Here is a 16,462-nt window from a genome sequence, read left to right on the forward strand (position 1 = left end):
GGCATCTGATCCTGTGGGTGGGCCGGATTCTCTTCTGCTGTGGAGAATCCGGCCTGCTCAGTCGGCCGGGCGGATCAGTATCGCCCGCAGATCCTCGACCACCTGCGGATCCTCGATGGTGGAGGGCACGGCACCCGGTTTGCCGTCGGCGATCTCGCGCATCGTCTTGCGCAGGATCTTGCCGGACCTGGTCTTCGGCAGCGCGGCGACCACGTCGATCCGGCGCAGCGAGGCCACCGCACCGATCTCGTCGCGGACCGCCTGCACCAGCTCGGCGATCACCTGGTCGGGATCGGTCTCGGCACCCTCCTTGAGCACCACCAGCCCGCGCGGCTGCTGGCCCTTGAGCTGGTCGGCGACCCCGATCACCGCGACCTCGGCGACCGCCGGATGGGCGGCGAGCACCGCCTCCATCGATCCGGTGGAGAGTCGGTGCCCGGCGACGTTGATGACGTCGTCGGTGCGGCCCATCACGAAGACGTAGCCGTCCTCGTCGAGATAGCCGCCGTCGCCGCTCAGATAGTTGCCCGGATAGGCGGACAGATAGGAGTTCACGAACCGCTGCTCATCACCCCACACACCGGTGAGGGTGCCGGGTGGCAGCGGCAGTCCGATCACGATGGCCCCCTCGGTCCCGGCCGGCAGCTGCCGGCCCTCGCCGTCGAGGATCCGCACGTCGTATCCCGGCACCGGAACGGTCGGCGATCCGGGCTTCACCGGCATCGGCTCCATGCCGCGCAGGTTCGCCGCGATCGGCCACCCGGTCTCGGTCTGCCACCAGTTGTCGATGACGGGGACGACGAGTTTCTCACTGGCCCAGGCATAGGTCTCCGGATCCAATCGCTCACCGGCGAGGAAGAGCGTCTGCAGCCCGGTGGTGTCGGCCTCGGACAGGAACTCACCGTCCGGGTCGACCTTGCGGATCGCCCGCATCGCCGTGGGGGCGGTGAACATGGCCTTCACCCGGTGTTCGGCGACGACCCGCCAGAAGGCGCCCGCATCGGGCGTACCGACCGGCTTTCCCTCGAACAGCACCGAGGTGGCCCCGGCGAGCAGCGGGCCGTAGACGATGAACGAGTGCCCGACCACCCAGCCGACATCGGAGGCGGTGAACATCACCTCACCCGGGCCGACGTCGAAGATCTCCTGCATGGCGAAGCAGAGCGCGACGGCGTGACCGCCGTTGTCGCGGACGATGCCCTTCGGTTTTCCTGTGGTGCCTGAGGTGTAGAGGATGTAGAGCGGGTCGGTGGCGGCGACCTCGACCGCCATCGCCGGTTCGAAGGAACCGGGTTTCATCACCGAGGCGAAGTCGACGTCGCGGCCGGGTGTCAGCTCGGCGGTCAGCTGCTCGCGCTGCACGATGATGCAGGAGTCCGGTTTGTGCGCCGAGCTCTCGATCGCCTTGTCCAGCAGGGGTTTGTACGCGAGCACCCGCGACCCCTCCAGACCGCAGGAGGCGGAGATCACCACCTTGGGCCGGGCGTCGTCGATGCGGGCGGCCAGTTCCGCCGCGGCGAAACCACCGAAGACCACCGAGTGCACCGCACCGATCCGGGCACAGGCCAGCATCGCCATCGCGGCCTCGGCGATCATCGGCATGTAGATGACGACCCGATCGCCGGGCTCGACACCCATGCCCTGCAGGGCACCACCGAGCCGGGCCACCCGATCGAGCAGCTCGGCGTAGCTGTAGCTGCGCCGATCCCCGGTGATCGCGGAATGGAAGATCAGCGCCGGCTCGTCGGCCCGACCGGCGATCACGTGCCGGTCAAGGGCGTTGAAGCAGGTGTTCAAGGTGGCATCGGGATACCAGCGCGGGATCGGGGTCGCGTCGCGGTCGAGCACCTCGCGCGGCGGGCGGATCCAATCGACCCGCCTCGCCTGCTCACCCCAGTAGCCGGCCGGGTCGGTCATCGACCGTCGGTACTGATCTGCGTAGTTGCCCATCGTTGCGCTCCTGCCCGCTGATTAGCTGTCGAATCAGCCTAACCAGCGGGCCGGTTGGCGCACGGGCGGGTCAGGCCATCGGGGCACTCACGTACCACTTGCCGTCGATCTTCTGCGCGGTCTGGTAGACGTTCAGGACACCTTGTGCCTCGGGTGGCGTGATGGTGGCGGTGGACAGGTCAGCGGTATCACCGTTCACCTGCACATTGCTGACCTTGGCGTTCTTCAGATTGTTCAGCATGCCACCGGGCATCGCACGTGTGGTGTTCTCCATCGACCTGGTGCACATGTCCCCGGCACCGATCGAGTTCATCGGCTTTCCCTGGACCGCGAGCGCATCACACACACCCTGGGCGTCCTTGTTGCCGAGGGCCTTCAGGAACGCCTCGGCAGCGGCCTCCGGAGTTCCTTGGCCTCCGGCCCCGCTGCTCTCCCCGCTGGAGGCTGCCGATGAGGGGGCGCCGGATGAAGGCGCGGAGGAGGCGGGGGCCGAGGAGGCCGGGGCCTGCGAGGCCGGTGCCTGGCTCGCGGGAGCGGGTGCCGGAGCCGGGGACGACGTGTCACCCGAGCCACCACAGGCGCTCAGGCCGATGGTCAGCAGGGCGGCGACGGAGAGGCAGAGGGAAGTACGCACGAGAACTCCTGGTCGAATTGGTCGGGTCGGTCGTTCGATGGGGTCAGCCGAAGGAGAGGTACCACTTGCCGTCGATCTTCTTGGCTGTCTTGTAGACGCTCAGCGCCCCCTTGGCCTGGGCCGGGGAGACGGTGGCGGTGCTGAGATCGGCGGTGTCACCATTCACGGTCGCCCCGCTCACCTTGGCATTCTTCAGGCTGTCGAGCTGGCTGCCCATCGAGTCGATGCTGCCCTTCATCTGGGTGGCACAGGTGTCTCCGGCACCCATCGCGCTGACCGGTTTGCCGGAGATGGCCATCACATCACAGATGGCCTTGGCGTCCTTGTTGCCCATGCCCTGCAGGAACATCTGGGCGGCACCCTCGGGGGTGGTCTGGTCGGTCACGGTCGACGAGGCGGCACCTCCGCCTCCGCCTGCACCGCAGGCGGTCAGACCGATGGTGAACAGGGTTGCGGCTGACAGAGCGATAGCGGTACGCACAGGGAACTCCTGGTGGTTCGGACCGGGGCCTGAAGCGCCCCGGTGTCCTTCCACGGTAGGGGTTCCGGGGGCTAGTTCAGCCGATCCGGCTCCACTCGGACGATCACCTCACCCGATCGCGGGACCCCGCGGGACAGCGACTCCTGGACCCGGGCACGCAACCGGTCCGCCTCGGTCAGCCGGAGCCCCGGGTCCGCTCGGATCAGCAACTCGGCGTACAACTGGTGCCCCAGCCAACGCGCCCGGACCTCCTCGACCGTGCGTACGCCGGGAACGGCACCGGCCATCGAGGCGAGCCGATCGATCAGGGCCGGGTCGACGGCATCGAGCAGTCGCCCGCCGACCTGCCGCACCGCACCGCGGAGCACCCCGACGATGGCCACGGTGATCAGCAGCCCCACCACCGGATCCGCCCAGTCCCAACCGAGCGCGACCCCGCCGGCGCCGAACAGCACCGCGAGGCTGGTGAACCCGTCGGTCCGGGCATGCAGACCATCGGCGACCAGCGCGGCGGATCCGATCCGGCGACCGACCCCGATCCGGTAGCGCGCCACCACCTCGTTGCCGATGAAGCCGATCAGCCCGGCGATCGCCACCGCGGCGAGATGGGTCACCGGCTGGGGCTGCAGCAGCCGGCGTACCGCCTCCCAGCCGGCCAGCACGGCCGAGAGCGCGATCATCGCCACCACGAACAATCCCGCCAGATCCTCCGCCCGACCGAACCCGTAGGTGAACCGGCTGGTCGCGGCCCGCCGGCCCAGCGCGAACGCGGCCAGCAGCGGGATCGCGGTGAGGGCGTCGGTGAGGTTGTGCAGGGTGTCGCCGAGCAGGGCCACCGAGCCCGAGTACCAGAAGACCACCGCCTGCAGAGCGGCCGTCACACCCAGCCCGGCCAGGCTGATCCAGAGCGCCCGGCGCCCGGCGGCCGAGGCCTGGAGTTCGTCATCGATCTGGTCGGCGACGTCATGGGAGTGCATGCCGAAGAGCTCACTGAGCAGGTGCCGGAACCGGCCGAACCCGGTCTGCGGGTGGTCGTGGGGGTGCGCATGGTCGTGCCCATGTGCCCGGTCGGCGGGCGTGGCGGGACCATGGCTGTGGGCGCGGTCGGACATGATCCCACGCTAGCTGCATTCCTATGCAGGTATCTAGTCAGTAAGGTGAGGCGCGTGCACGATTCGCTGCCCGACCTGACGATGCCCGACGACGATCAGGCCGCCCTGGCGGCCGAGACCTTCAGGCTGCTGGCCGATCCGACCCGGATCAAACTCGTCTGGGCGCTGCTCCAGGGAGAATCCTCGGTGTCCTGCCTGGCCGAACTCGCCGGCGTGAGCCCGACCTCGGTCAGCCAGCACCTGGCGAAGCTCCGGCTCGCCGGGGTGGTACGCGGCCGCCGCGAGGGCACCTACATCTACTACCGGGCGGCCGACCCGCACGTGCGTGCGGTGCTGGCCGAGGCCCTCTCCCACGTCGAACACACCGAGGGCGACCTCGGCCCGGAGACCCAGCACCGGCACCGCTTCGCCGAGCCGGACTGACCCCCGGGGTCAGTCCTTCGCACGTCGCCTGTCAGGAATCGGTGTCCCGCCGCGACTGCGGACCGCGCGGCTCGTACTCCTCCTCGACGACGACCTCTTCGACGGTCACGGTCTCCTCGCCGCCATGGTCGCCGGCAAGCTCCGCGGTGCCGGCATCGTCGTCCTCGCTGATGCCGACCTGGCGGCGGGAGGAGATCACCACGGCGACCGCGACGACGGCCAGCGCGACCAGCGCGATCACGTAGCGGATCGGGGAGTTGGAGTTGTTCAGCGAGCTCATCCCGACCGCGGCCGGGGCGATCAGCAGCGCGACCAGGTTCATCACCTTGATCAGCGGGTTGATGGCCGGGCCGGCGGTGTCCTTGAACGGGTCGCCGACGGTGTCACCGATCACGGTGGCCTCGTGCGCCGGCGAACCCTTGCCACCGTGGTGGCCGTCCTCGACGAGCTTCTTGGCGTTGTCCCAGGCCCCACCGGCATTCGCCAGGAAGACCGCCATCAGGGTGCCGCAGGCGATCGCGCCGGCCAGGTACCCGGCCAGCGCCGGCGCCCCCAGTCCGAAACCCACCGCGATCGGGGCGAAGATCGCCAGGATGCCGGGGGTGGCGAGCTCGCGCAGCGAGTCGCGGGTGCAGATGTCGACCACCCGGCCGTACTCCGGCCGACCGGTGCCCTCCATGATCCCGGGGATCTCCCGGAACTGGCGGCGTACCTCATAGACCACCGCACCGGCGGCCCGGCCGACCGCCGAGATCGCCAGCCCCGAGAACAGGAAGACCACCGAGGCGCCGATGATGAGCCCGACCAGCACACCCGGGTCGAAGACCACGGCCTGCTCGACGAAGCGCTGGTAGTTCTGCTGCAGCACCGCCGCGATCGAGTCGGTGTAGGAGCCGAACAGCGCGGTCGCGGCGAGCACCGCGGTGGCGATCGCGATGCCCTTGGTGATCGCCTTGGTGGTGTTGCCGACCGCATCCAGCTCGGTCAGGATCTGGGCGCCCTCACCGTCCACGTCACCGGACATCTCGGCGATGCCCTGCGCGTTGTCCGAGACCGGGCCGAAGGTGTCCATCGCGACGATCACACCGACGGTGGTCAGCAGACCGCAGCCGGCGAGCGCGATCGCGAACAGCCCGACCACCCCGACGCCGCCGAGCAGGAAGGCACCGAACACCGCGGCCGCGATCACCAACGCGGTCCAGACCGCCGACGAGAGGCCGAGGGAGATGCCGGAGAGCACGACGGTCGCGGCCCCGGTCAGCGAGGTCCGGCCGACGTCCTGGACCGGCCGGTCCTCGGTGCCGGTGTAGTGGCCGGTCAGCGACAGGATGATCGCGGCCAGCACGATGCCGATCAGCACCGAGCCGAGGGCCACGATCCGCGGGTTGTCGATCGGGCCGTTGAAGGCGGTCCCGGTGCCGAGCTCGGCGAAGCTGCCGGGCAGGAAGACGAAGGCGGCGATGCTGCAGAGCACCGCGGAGATGATCGCCGAGGAATAGAACGAGCGGTTGATGGTACGCAGCCCGTTCTCCCCGGCGCGGGGCCGGGTGATGTAGACCCCGATCAGCGCGGTGATCACACCGATCGCGGGCACCAGCAGCGGGAAGGTCAGCCCGGCGCTGCCGAAGGCGGCCTTGCCGAGGATCAGCGAGGCGACCAGGGTCACCGCATAGGACTCGAACAGGTCGGCGGCCATGCCGGCGCAGTCGCCCACGTTGTCACCGACGTTGTCGGCGATGGTGGCGGCGTTGCGCGGGTCGTCCTCGGGGATGTTCTGCTCCACCTTGCCGACCAGGTCGGCACCGACATCGGCGGCCTTGGTGAAGATGCCGCCGCCGACCCGCATGAACATCGCCAGCATCGCCGCGCCGAAGCCGAAGCCCTCGAGCACCGTCGGGGCGTCGCTGCGGAAGATCAGCACGACGATCGCGGCACCGAACAGGCCCAGCCCGATGGTCGCCATGCCGACCGAGGCGCCCGTCCGGAAGGCGATCTTCATCGCCGGGTCGCGGCCCTGGTCGCGGGCGGCGGAGGCGACCCGCACGTTCGCGCGGACCGCCAGCCACATGCCCAGATAGCCGATCAGCCCGGAGAACCCGGCGCCGACGATGAACGCCACCGAGCGGGCGCCCTTGAGCAGCCATTCGTTCGCACCGGTGTCGGAGTGTGCCGGCAGCAGGAAGAGCAGGATGAAGGCGACCACCGCGAAGACGCCGAGGGTGCGGAACTGCCGGCCCAGATAGGCCGCCGCGCCCTCCTGCACCGCGACCCCGATCCGGCGCATGTTCTCGGTGCCGTCGTTCGCTTTGAGCACCTCGGAGCGGAACACGATGGACATCGCCACCGCTATCGCGGCGATCGCGGCGATGACGACGACGATGGTCAGGCTTCCGCCGGAAAGGTCAACCTGCAGGGGCTTCATCGATCCTCCAGTGTGTGACGTGGTTCACGGGTCACGTCAGGTAGCCCGGAGTATGCCATGCGACCTCGGCGGCACGACCGACGGGCCGCGGCGGGTCTGCCGCGATGTCGGCACCGGAGCCTAGATTGGTGGGGTGATCCCCGACTGGCTGAGCGAGCATCCCGATCTGCGGGCCAGCCTGTCGCGCCCGGGAGCGGTCGGGATCACGGCGGACTGGCCCGGTTGGCTGCCGGCCGGGGTGGTCGAGTCGCTCGGCGCGCGCGGCATCGAGCGACCCTGGACGCACCAGCGGGAGGCCGCCGAGTCGGCCCATGACGGGCGGGCGACGATGCTGGCCACCCCGACCGCCTCGGGCAAGTCGCTGGCCTATCTGATGCCGGTGCTGGCGGCGACCTGGGGAGGTTCGCCGACCTCGGCCCCCCCACCGCCCGAGTCGGCGGGTCGGCGTACGCCCCGGACGCTGCTGCGCCGCCCGCACACCGCCCTCTATCTGGCCCCCACCAAGGCGCTCGCCCACGACCAGGGCCGGGCCTGCGGTGCGCTCGGGATCGGCAGCTGGCGGTTCGCGGTGCTGGACGGTGACTCCGGGCCCGAGGAGCGCACCTGGGCCCGCGACCACGCGACCTTCCTGCTCACCAACCCCGATCTGCTGCACCGCTCGATCCTGCCCGGGCACCAACGCTGGCAGGGATTCCTGAAGTCGCTGCGCTACCTGGTGGTCGATGAGGCGCACCACTACCAGGGTGCGTTCGGGATGCAGGTCGGCCTGGTGCTGCGGCGGTTGCTGCGACTCTGCCGGGAGCTGGGTGCCGAACCGGTGGTGATCGGGGCGTCGGCGACCGTCGCCGACCCGGCGGCCACCCTGGCGGCACTGACCGGAACCCCGGCCGACCGGGTCACCGCGGTGACGGCATCGACCGCGCCCCGGCCGGAGACGACCCTGCTGGTCTGCCAACCGGCCGACCCGGAGCTGGCGGTCACCGAGGTGGTCACCCGACTGCTGGCCGAGGGCCGGCAGACCTGCGCGTTCGTCGACACCCGGGCGCGGGCCGAGCAGCTGGCCGCCGATGTGCGGCGCACCGGGGCGGAGTTCCGGGCCTATCGCGCCGGACTGCTGCCGCACGAGCGCCGCGAGCTCGAGGCCGCGCTGGCGAGCCGGCAGCTGCTCGGGGTGGCGAGCACCAGCGCGCTGGAGCTGGGGGTGGACATCGGTGGGTTGGATGCGGTCGTGCTGGCCGGCCATCCGGGCAGTCAGGCGGCGCTCTGGCAGCGGATCGGCCGCGCCGGTCGCCGGGATCGGCCGGCGCTGGCGGTGCTGGTGGCCCGCGACGACCCGGCGGATGCCTGGTGGTGCGACCACCCCGACGCACTGCTGGGCGGGGACGCCGACACCCCACCGCCGGGGGCACCGACCGACCGGGTGCTGGCCCCGCAGCTGGCGGCGGCGGCCCAGGAGCGTCCACTGACCGCCGAGGATGAGCACTGGTTCGGCCCGCGGACCGCGGAGCTGGCCGACGCTCTCGCCGGTGGTGGTGTGCTGCGTCGACGACCGACCGGTTGGTTCTGGACCCGCGCCGACCGCGCCGTGGACGCGATCGACCTGCGTGGCTGCGGCGCACGGGTGGAGGTGTGCGAACCCGACACCGGGCGGGTGATCGGCAGCCTGGACGCACACCGGGCCGACCGGGAACTGCACCCGGGCGCGGTCTATCGCCATCAGGGTGAGACCTGGCTGGTGGGTGATGAGGAGAGTCCGTCCGCCGGCCTGGTGTACGCCCGGCCGCGGCGCACGGGTTATCTGACCGTGGCCCGCAGCACCAGCCGGGTCGAGCAGCTCACCGGCGAACCCCGCGACCGGGGCGGCGGCCTGCTGGCGCACGGTTCGGCGCGGGTGGTCAGCCAGGTGACGGGGTTCCTGCGGCTCGATGAGGTCACCGGGGACATCTGGGACGAGACCGCCCTGGATCTGCCCGAACGCACCCTGGACACCCAGGCGCTCTGGTTCGAGCTGCCCGGCCGGGTGCTGCCGGTCTGGTCACCGGCCCGGGCGCGGGCGGCCTGCCACGGTCTGGAGCACGCCCTGCGCGCGATGGTGCAGGCGGTGCTGCCGCTCGATCCGCGCACCTTCGTCGGGTGGAGCGAACCGATTCCCGACGGTGGCTGGCGGGTCGGACTGCACGAACTGGTGCCGGGCGGTGCCGGCTTCGCCGCGGCCGTCGCCGAGCGTGCCGATGCCTGGCTGGCGGCGGTGGCCGACCGGCTGACCCGCTGCGACTGCCTGGTCGGTTGCCCGCGGTGCGTGTTCACCCCCGGCTGCCCCGACGCCAACCGGGATCTCGATCGGGCCGGTGCCCTCCAGCTGGTGCGCCTGCTCGACCCGGCCCAGGAGCAGCCGGGCGCCATCGCCTCGTGACCGCCGGCTAACCGAGGCGCCCCGCATGGGCGCGGCCGGTGGCCCGGGTCGGCAGGCCCGGCACCGGGGCGTCCACCGGGATCGCGACCTCCACGCTGACCACGAAATCGATGGTGTCACCGGTCTCGGTGCAGCGCAGCACACTGGCCCCCTGCGCCGCCGCCAGCCGCTGGGCGGTGGGACACCCCGGCGCCCCCGCGGCATGCCGAGCGGCGGCACTGACGGCGGCCAGGTCGGCCGCGCCCCGGGCGCGCTGCGCCGCCACCAGATAACCGGCGATCACCGAACCGGCACCGGTGAGCACCAGCAACAGCAACAGCGCACCGGCCACCGCCAGGGTGGCCGCGCCCCGTTCCCGGTTCATCGCTCCCCCGGTTCCAGCAGCACCCGGGCTCGGGCCTGCAGCGGCACGGCCGGCCCCGCGCCGAGGGGGCGGGCGTCCAGCCGCACCGTCACCACGGCCAGGCCGCGGTCCCGGCTCCGCTCGACCGTCGCTCCCGCGGGCGCCTCGGCCTCGGCGCGGGCGACCGCCACCCGGTCACCGCGCGCCTCCTGCCGGGCGATCTCGCTGGCGGTGTCGACGATGCGGGCCTGCAGCACCACGACCAGCACCAGCCACACCCCGGCGACGGTGGCCAGCAGTAGTGACACCAGTCCCAGCGCCACCTCGACGGTGGTGCTGCCCCGTTCATCGGGTCGGTGGCTCAGCACGGCTCAGGCCCCCCGGAACAGGCTGGTGATCCATTCGATCAGCTGCAGCATCCACTTCAGGAACCATTCCGGCGGCACGATCGGGTGGGCCTGCGGGTAACCGCCGCCGAACATGGCCAGCAGCGCCCCACCGAGGGATGCCGCGGCCACCGTGACAACCGCATGTTCCACCGCGACCGCGCCTCGCTCGTCCTGCTGGCCGCCCACGCTCGTAGACATCATTCGCCCTTCCTGTTGGGAGGTGCGATGGGCCCGGGGGTGCACGGGGTTCACCCGCCGCACACCCCCGGTCGCACACATCGGCTCAGCCGCCGACCTTCATGAACGCGTCGATCAGCGCGAGGATCAACTGCAGCAACTTCTGCTGGACCTGCGGATCGGTGAGGATCTTGATCAGCACGCCGCCCAGGCTGGCGGCGGCCACGGTGACGACCGCGTACTCGACGGCGGCCGCGCCGCGCTCATCGCGCCGGCGCCGACGACCGGCCGCCGGCAGCTGCCGCGAGGCCCGCTCGACGACCGCGAGCTCGTTGGTGCAAGTGGTCTGGGACATGATTTTTCCTTCGCTCGTTGGGATTTCCCGGCGGCCTTCCCGATCTCCGGGTGGCCGATGCCCCGTATCGGTGGGACATCGGCACCATGGCCACCGACCGCCGAATCGGTCGCGCCGAGGTGGCCGCCTGTGGACAGTGCTCGGGGTCGTTGCCGGTTGTGGACAACTCGGCTCAGGGCCCGAGCACCCGGGCCACGATCGAGCCGACGATCGGCACCATGCCGATCAGCACGAAGGCCGGCAGGAAGCAGACCGCCATCGGGAAGGCCCCGCGGACACCGAGGGTCCGGGCGCGTTGCTGGGCCTGGGCGGCACGCTCCTGCCTGGCCCGTTCGCTGTGCCGCGCGAGCAGCGCACCCAGCTCACTGCCGGACTCGGCCGCCCGGCCGACATCGCGGGCCACCGACCGCCAGCACGGATCCTCGGCGAGCAGCGCCCAGGCCTCCCGCTCGGAACCGCCCACATCGAGGCAGGCCAGCACCCGGTGCAGGTCCGCACCCAGCGGGCCGGGTTGCTCCTGCGCGACGATCCGGGTCGCCGCCCGCAGGGGCAACCCGGCGGCGAGGCAGCCGGCGAGCAGTTCGAGCAGTTGCGGCAGTTCCCGGACCCGCTGCTGCCGGGCCCGGACCACCGCGGGTGATTCGAACCGGCCCAGCCCGACGGCCACCATCGCGGCCACCAGGGGCAGCACCAGCACCGGCCACAGTCCGGGGAGGAATCCGGTGACCGCGATCCCGGCGGCGGCCCCGAGCAGCCACCTGGTCCGGGCCGGCAGGGCGCCGGGCCGGGGTGAGAGCCAGCGCGGTCCGCGCGGCCCGGCCCGGCTCGGCAGCAACCGGCGGGGCGCCGGTGCATCGACGAACAGCGCCGCGGCCAGCGCGGCGAGCAGCAGGGCAACCGTGACCATGACCGGTCCCACTCCTTCGAACTCAGCCGGCGCCGAGGGCACCCAGGCGCTCGGTCCACAACAGTCCGGCCGCGGCCAGCAGCGTGCCACCCAACAGGCACACCTGCCCCCACGGCGTACCGGTCAGGAAGGACAGCGGATCCCCGCCGATCAGATAACCGAGCGCCACCCCCGCGACCGGCAGCAGCGCCAGCACCACCCCGGTCATCCGCGGCGCGGCCAGCTCCCCGGCGACGGTCCGGCGCAGCTCCTCCTCCACCCGCAACCCGTCGGCGACCCGCAGCAGGCTCGGGCCGAGCGGGGCGCCCGTCCGGCCGGCGACCTGCCAGGCACGGGCCAGCGCGGCCAGGTCGGCATATCCCGGCTCGGCCGCCTGCCGCTGCCAGACCTGCGGCACCTCGGCACCGATCCGGGCCGCGGCGGCGGCCGGGGCCAGCACCGCGACATCCTCGGCCGCGACCCCGAGCGCCGCCGACGGCACCTTGCCCAGGGACAGCTCGGCCGCCAGCAGGTCCGCGGCCCGCGCCACCTCGGCACGCCGGCGGAGCAGTGCGCGCTCCCGACGCCGGCCGCGCAGCACCAGCAGCACCGCGCCACCGGCCAGCACCGCGACCCCGGTCAGCACCCCGGCACGCCCGCCGGCGAGCCACCAGACGAGCGGCACCACCAGCACCACCCCCACCCAACCGGTACGCCCCAGCGGGCGCCGCCGGCTGTGGGTCACCCCGCCCGCCGGCGCGGCCGCCACCGGGGGCAGCCGCCGCGGCGCGGGCACGGCCAGGGCGGCCCCGAGGGCGGTGAACAGCACCGCGAGACCGATCATCGGGCCAACAACTGTGTCAGGGCAGGAAATCCGGCCAGCTCCCGCAGCCGGCCCTGCGCGGTGAACTCGACCGCCGGCACCATCCGCAACCCGTCCCGGTCACGGTCCAGCAACTGGATCGTCGCGACCCGGCGGCGGCCGGCCACGCCGCTGCCACCCCGGTCACGGACCACATGCACCACCAGATCCAGGGCCGCGGCCGCCTGTGCCTGCAGCGCCGGCAGGCTCATCCCGCCGAGCGCCCCGAGCGCGGCCAACCGGGCCGGCACATCGGCCGCGGAGTTGGCGTGCACGGTGCCGCAACCGCCCTCGTGCCCGGTGTTCAATGCGGTCAGCAGGTCGCACAGCTCCGCACCCCGCACCTCACCCAGCACGATCCGATCCGGCCGCATCCGCAGGGCCTGGCGGACCAGATCGGTGAGCGCGATCGCACCGGCCCCCTCGGCGTTGGCGGCCCGGGCCTCCAGCCGCACGCAGTGCGGATGGTCCGGGTGCAGTTCGCGCGAATCCTCGACCACCACCAACCGCTCGCTGGCACCGGCCTCGGCGAGCATCGAGGCGAGCAGGGTGGTCTTGCCGCTGCCGGTGCCCCCGGAGATCAGGAAGGCCGCCCGGGCCCGGACCAGCGCGGTGAGCAGCTCGGCCCCGGCCGGCGGCAGCGATCCCGCGGCCACCCAGTCGGCGAGCCGGAACCGGCGATCCGCGGGCACCCGCAGCGAGATGCAGGTGCCCGGATGCGCCAACGGCGAGAGCACCGCATGCATCCGCGTGCCGTCGGCGAGCCGGGCGTCGACGAACGGGGAACCGTCATCGAGCCGTCGGCCGGCACCGGCGGCCATCCGACTGGCGAGCCGGCGGACCGCCTCCTCACCCTCGAACCGCACCTCGGTCAACTCCAGTCCCCGGCCGCGGTCGATGAACACCTGACCGGCACCGTTGACCAGCACGTCGGTGACCCCGGCGAGCCGCAGCAACGGTTCCAGGGCGCCCGCACCGACCGCGTCCCGGCGCAACGCCTCCACCGTCGCCATCAACGCCTGGTCGCTGACCGGCAGCCCGAGCCGGCGCATCGCGGTCGCCACATCAGCCGGTTGGGCCGGCCGGCCCAGGCGCACCAGCTCCTCGCGCAGCTGATCCAGCTCGCGGCCACTCATCGGGACCCACCAACCAGCTCGGTCAGCAGCCGCCGGGTGCCGCGACGCCACCCTCGGCCGGCGACCCGACCGGGCAGCTCGCCGCGATCGGCCGCGGCCGCCACCCGGCGATCGTCCGCGATCTCTGCCACCACGGGGATTCCGAGCAGCTCGCCGACCACGGACCGGTCGGCCGGGGCACCGCGCAGCAGTGCCGCCATCGGCACCGAGGTCGGCAACCTGTCCAGCAGCGCAACCGCCGCGGCGACCCCGGTCACCCCGGAGCGGCAGACCAGCAGCGCGGTATCGCATTCGTCGAGCACCGCCAGCATCTCGGGCTCCGCGCGCCGCCCGACATCGATCAGGACCAGGTCGTGCTCGCGGCGCAGCGAACGCAGCACCGCGCGCACGGCGGGCACCGGCGGCGGGGTGCGTTCGCCGCGCGACTGGGCCAGCACCGCCAGCCCGTCCCGCGCCGGGAGCTGGTCGCGCAGCTCACCGAGATATCCCTCGGCGGCCCGCAGCGCGGGCCAGCGCCAGCCGGGTTCGGATTCCACCCCGAGCAGCAGATCCAGACCCGGTCCGGCCGGGTCCAGCTCGACCACCGCCGTCGGCGTACCCCGCTGGGCGGCCTGCCAGGCGAGATCGACCGCCAGGGTCGAGGCGCCCACGCCCCCGCTGCCGCCGAGCACCGCCACCAGCCGGCCGCCACCGTCGGGTGGCGTGCCGGCCAGCGTCGAGGTCAGCCACCGCATGCCCTCGGGCAGGGTGGTCACCGAGGCCCCGAGCGCCGCCGACCAGGCACAGAGCCGGTCGCTGTCGGCGCGTTCGCCGACCAGCTGCACCCGGACGCGCCGGTTCAGCTCCTGCCGGGCCAGCGCCGGTGCCAGATCGACCCCGACCACCAGCACCGACGGGGTCCGCCGCAGGGCCGCGAGACCGGCCGCGTCCTCGACCAGTTCGGCCTCCAGGCCGGCCGCCGCGACGGCGGCGAGCACCGGGTCGCGCAACCGCGGATCGGCGGTCGCGACGAGCGGGCGGGTGTCGCTGGTCTCCATGCCCCACCATGGGTGTGCCGGCTCCGGATCGTGCACCCGCATCCGGCCGCCTGTGGACAACTCGGTGTCCCGCTTCGCCTGTGGACAAAGCAGAAAAATCGGATCGAACGTCTTCCCTTTTACCGGCCGGGAGCGTACAAATGGGGGCAAGGATTCCTTGCACGACAGTCAGGTACCCACGCGTCGACCAAACCATCTCGTGGGTTGTTGCGACCTTGGGCTTGCCCGGGCCAACACGCAGATTGCACGCTTGGTCGCCTGGTCTGGAGTGGGTTTGTGGCACCCGGCCCTTTTTGGCGGGTGCCACATCCATGTCCAGGGTCAGACACGGTCGTCGCGGAAGCGGCGAGCCGCCCCCAGCGGCGATTCCTCGGCTCCCCTGGTCAGCGCACTGGCGCAGTGCAGGATCCACCCGCGTACCCCGTCCGCGCCGCCGCTGGCGTACCCCCGCAGGGCCTGCTGATAGCCGGCCCCGGCGGCCAGATGGCCGACCTCGGGCACCAGCGCCGCCCGCGGGTCGATCCCGGCGTCGATCAGCACCATGTGCTCCACGGCCCGCGCGATCACCCCGTCCCCACCGCCGAAGGGCGCCAGCCGCGCGATCTCGGCGTGGGCGATGGCGGCCTGCACCAGCGCCGGTGCCCGGGTGGTGCCGGTGAGCAGCCCGAGCAGCCCGTCCATGGGTTCGGTGGCGACGACCCGGCCCAGCCGGTCGTCGGGGACCATCCCCTTGGCCAGCAGGGCGTGGGCCCGGGCCAGCACCTGACCGGGTGAGCGGCGTACCGCAGCGGCCAGCTCGATCAGTTCGGTGGACAGCCGGACCGCGCCCGGCTCCCACTGCTCCCCCTCGATGGCGGCGCTCGCGCGGGCTCCGGTGAGCAGTGCCCGGGCCGTGTCCTCGGCCGGTACGCTGCGGCGACCACGGTCGCGGAGCACCGCATCGGTCGCGTCCCGGGCCGCCGTCACCGCGGACGGCACGCCCTCGAGTCGGCCAAGATCTGCCAGCGGGTCATTCACCTCATAGAGTGTGCCGCATGCAGCCGCGTCGACGTTCCAGCTATCCGGAGCCGGCCATCGACTGGATGGTTCCCGCTCCGGGCAGTCGGGTGCTCGATGTCGGCTCCGGGAACGGTGCGTTCGCGGCGATGATCGACCGGGCCGGTCACCGGGTCTGCTGTGTGGACAGCAATCCCGACCGGGTACGCCGGATCGCGGCACGGTTGCCGACCGGGTTGCACACGGTGGCCCAGGCCGAATCCCTGCCCTTCGCCTCGGAGAGTTTCGACGTGGTCACCGTCGGCGAGTCGGTGACCCGGTTCGCACCCGGACTGGCGCTCGCCGAGTTCGCCCGGGTGCTGCGCCCCGGTGGGCATCTGGCGGTGGTCTTCAACACCCGCGATGACACCGTGCCCTGGGTGAAACGACTGGCCCGGTTGCTGCAGAGCGAGGACCCCACCGCGATGCGCGGCGACTACGGCACCGAGACCGTTGCCGCACTGGACGAGTCCCCCTACTTCCCCGAGGTGGAGGAGAAGTCCTTCCGCAACTGGATGCCGATCGATCGCGACGGGTTGTTGCAGATGGTCCGCTCCCGGCCTGCCCTGGCGGGGCTCCAGACCGAGCGCCTGGCGGAGTTGCTGGACCAGGTCGGCGCCCTCTACGACGCCTCCGCGCGGCCACCCGAACCGCTGCTGCTGCCCTTCCAGGCGACCTGCCGGCGGGCGCTGGTGGATCACACCGAGTTGACGATGCCGGTGAGCGAGGACGGTCTGCGGATCTCGATGCGCTTCTGATCGGTGCCGCTGCGAGCCTGTACCGATCGCGTCCGCTGTGGTCGAATGA

Annotated in this window: 17 protein-coding genes; 3 read left to right on the top strand and 14 right to left on the bottom strand. The window is 72.2% G+C overall.

The genetic code is table 11. From position 1 onward, the window contains the following. Positions 1-57: 57 nt before the first annotated feature. The 4 genes from C8D81_RS00140 to C8D81_RS00155 form a co-directional block, all read right to left on the bottom strand. On the bottom strand, positions 58-1,950 hold the full coding sequence (locus C8D81_RS00140) for an AMP-binding protein (RefSeq protein WP_094430069.1): 1,893 nt from the start codon (positions 1,948-1,950) through the stop codon (positions 58-60). Positions 1,951-2,020: 70 nt separating this feature from the next. Beyond that, the gene (locus C8D81_RS00145; protein ID WP_133625329.1) at positions 2,021-2,584 is read right to left on the bottom strand and encodes a hypothetical protein; all 564 of its coding nucleotides are present in this window, start codon (positions 2,582-2,584) and stop codon (positions 2,021-2,023) included. Positions 2,585-2,627: 43 nt separating this feature from the next. After that, positions 2,628-2,969 (bottom strand): hypothetical protein, encoded by a 342-nt coding sequence (locus tag C8D81_RS00150; protein WP_133625330.1) that lies wholly within the window; start codon positions 2,967-2,969, stop codon positions 2,628-2,630. A 167-nt stretch (positions 2,970-3,136) separates the two neighbouring features. Continuing rightward, positions 3,137-4,177, bottom strand: a complete 1,041-nt coding sequence (locus C8D81_RS00155) for a cation diffusion facilitator family transporter (RefSeq protein ID WP_094399465.1) — start codon at positions 4,175-4,177, stop codon at positions 3,137-3,139. 54 nt (positions 4,178-4,231) lie between these two features. Here C8D81_RS00155 and C8D81_RS00160 point away from each other — a divergent pair, with 54 nt between their 5' ends. Further along, a complete protein-coding gene (locus C8D81_RS00160; RefSeq protein ID WP_094357910.1) occupies positions 4,232-4,600 on the top strand; it encodes an ArsR/SmtB family transcription factor in 369 nt (122 codons plus the stop codon). A gap of 31 nt (positions 4,601-4,631) precedes the next feature. Here C8D81_RS00160 and C8D81_RS00165 read toward each other — a convergent pair whose 3' ends face one another. After that, on the bottom strand, positions 4,632-7,022 hold the full coding sequence (locus tag C8D81_RS00165; RefSeq protein WP_094399468.1) for a sodium-translocating pyrophosphatase: 2,391 nt from the start codon (positions 7,020-7,022) through the stop codon (positions 4,632-4,634). A 133-nt stretch (positions 7,023-7,155) separates the two neighbouring features. Between C8D81_RS00165 and C8D81_RS00170 the strand changes: the two genes are divergently transcribed. Further along, positions 7,156-9,435 carry a DEAD/DEAH box helicase gene (locus C8D81_RS00170; RefSeq protein WP_133625331.1) on the top strand — a complete coding sequence of 760 codons (2,280 nt, stop codon included), beginning with the start codon at positions 7,156-7,158 and terminating at the stop codon, positions 9,433-9,435. Positions 9,436-9,442: 7 nt separating this feature from the next. Here the strand turns inward: C8D81_RS00170 and C8D81_RS00175 are convergent, their stop codons facing one another. The 9 genes from C8D81_RS00175 to C8D81_RS00215 all read right to left on the bottom strand — a co-directional run bounded on the left by C8D81_RS00175 (position 9,443) and on the right by C8D81_RS00215 (position 15,637). Further along, a complete protein-coding gene (locus C8D81_RS00175) occupies positions 9,443-9,799 on the bottom strand; it encodes an Rv3654c family TadE-like protein (protein ID WP_094357916.1) in 357 nt (118 codons plus the stop codon). Next, positions 9,796-10,146 (bottom strand): TadE family type IV pilus minor pilin, encoded by a 351-nt coding sequence (locus C8D81_RS00180; RefSeq protein WP_133625332.1) that lies wholly within the window; start codon positions 10,144-10,146, stop codon positions 9,796-9,798. Before C8D81_RS00180 ends, C8D81_RS00175 begins: the two co-directional genes overlap by 4 nt. A gap of 3 nt (positions 10,147-10,149) precedes the next feature. Continuing rightward, positions 10,150-10,368, bottom strand: a complete 219-nt coding sequence (locus tag C8D81_RS00185; RefSeq protein ID WP_133625333.1) for a DUF4244 domain-containing protein — start codon at positions 10,366-10,368, stop codon at positions 10,150-10,152. A gap of 82 nt (positions 10,369-10,450) precedes the next feature. Beyond that, entirely contained in the window at positions 10,451-10,699 is a 249-nt protein-coding gene (locus C8D81_RS00190; protein ID WP_094357922.1) for a DUF4244 domain-containing protein, read from the bottom strand. Positions 10,700-10,871: 172 nt separating this feature from the next. After that, the gene (locus C8D81_RS00195; RefSeq protein ID WP_094357924.1) at positions 10,872-11,606 is read right to left on the bottom strand and encodes a type II secretion system F family protein; all 735 of its coding nucleotides are present in this window, start codon (positions 11,604-11,606) and stop codon (positions 10,872-10,874) included. A gap of 22 nt (positions 11,607-11,628) precedes the next feature. Beyond that, positions 11,629-12,429: a type II secretion system F family protein gene (locus C8D81_RS00200; protein ID WP_133625334.1), complete on the bottom strand. Its 801-nt coding sequence runs from the start codon at positions 12,427-12,429 to the stop codon at positions 11,629-11,631. After that, positions 12,426-13,583, bottom strand: coding sequence for a TadA family conjugal transfer-associated ATPase (locus C8D81_RS00205; RefSeq protein ID WP_094426079.1), 1,158 nt, complete (start codon positions 13,581-13,583; stop codon positions 12,426-12,428). Before C8D81_RS00205 ends, C8D81_RS00200 begins: the two co-directional genes overlap by 4 nt. Continuing rightward, complete coding sequence (gene ssd / locus C8D81_RS00210; protein ID WP_166646615.1) at positions 13,580-14,620, bottom strand: septum site-determining protein Ssd; 1,041 nt, start codon at positions 14,618-14,620, stop codon at positions 13,580-13,582. Before ssd ends, C8D81_RS00205 begins: the two co-directional genes overlap by 4 nt. 321 nt (positions 14,621-14,941) lie before the next feature. Next, positions 14,942-15,637: a Fic family protein gene (locus C8D81_RS00215; RefSeq protein ID WP_094426083.1), complete on the bottom strand. Its 696-nt coding sequence runs from the start codon at positions 15,635-15,637 to the stop codon at positions 14,942-14,944. Positions 15,638-15,654: 17 nt separating this feature from the next. Between C8D81_RS00215 and C8D81_RS00220 the strand changes: the two genes are divergently transcribed. Continuing rightward, positions 15,655-16,413, top strand: a complete 759-nt coding sequence (locus C8D81_RS00220; RefSeq protein ID WP_133625336.1) for a class I SAM-dependent methyltransferase — start codon at positions 15,655-15,657, stop codon at positions 16,411-16,413. Positions 16,414-16,462: the final 49 nt, after the last annotated feature.

The organism is Enemella evansiae, from assembly GCF_004362375.1.
In the GTDB taxonomy this organism is placed as follows: Bacteria; Actinomycetota; Actinomycetes; order Propionibacteriales; family Propionibacteriaceae; genus Enemella; species Enemella evansiae.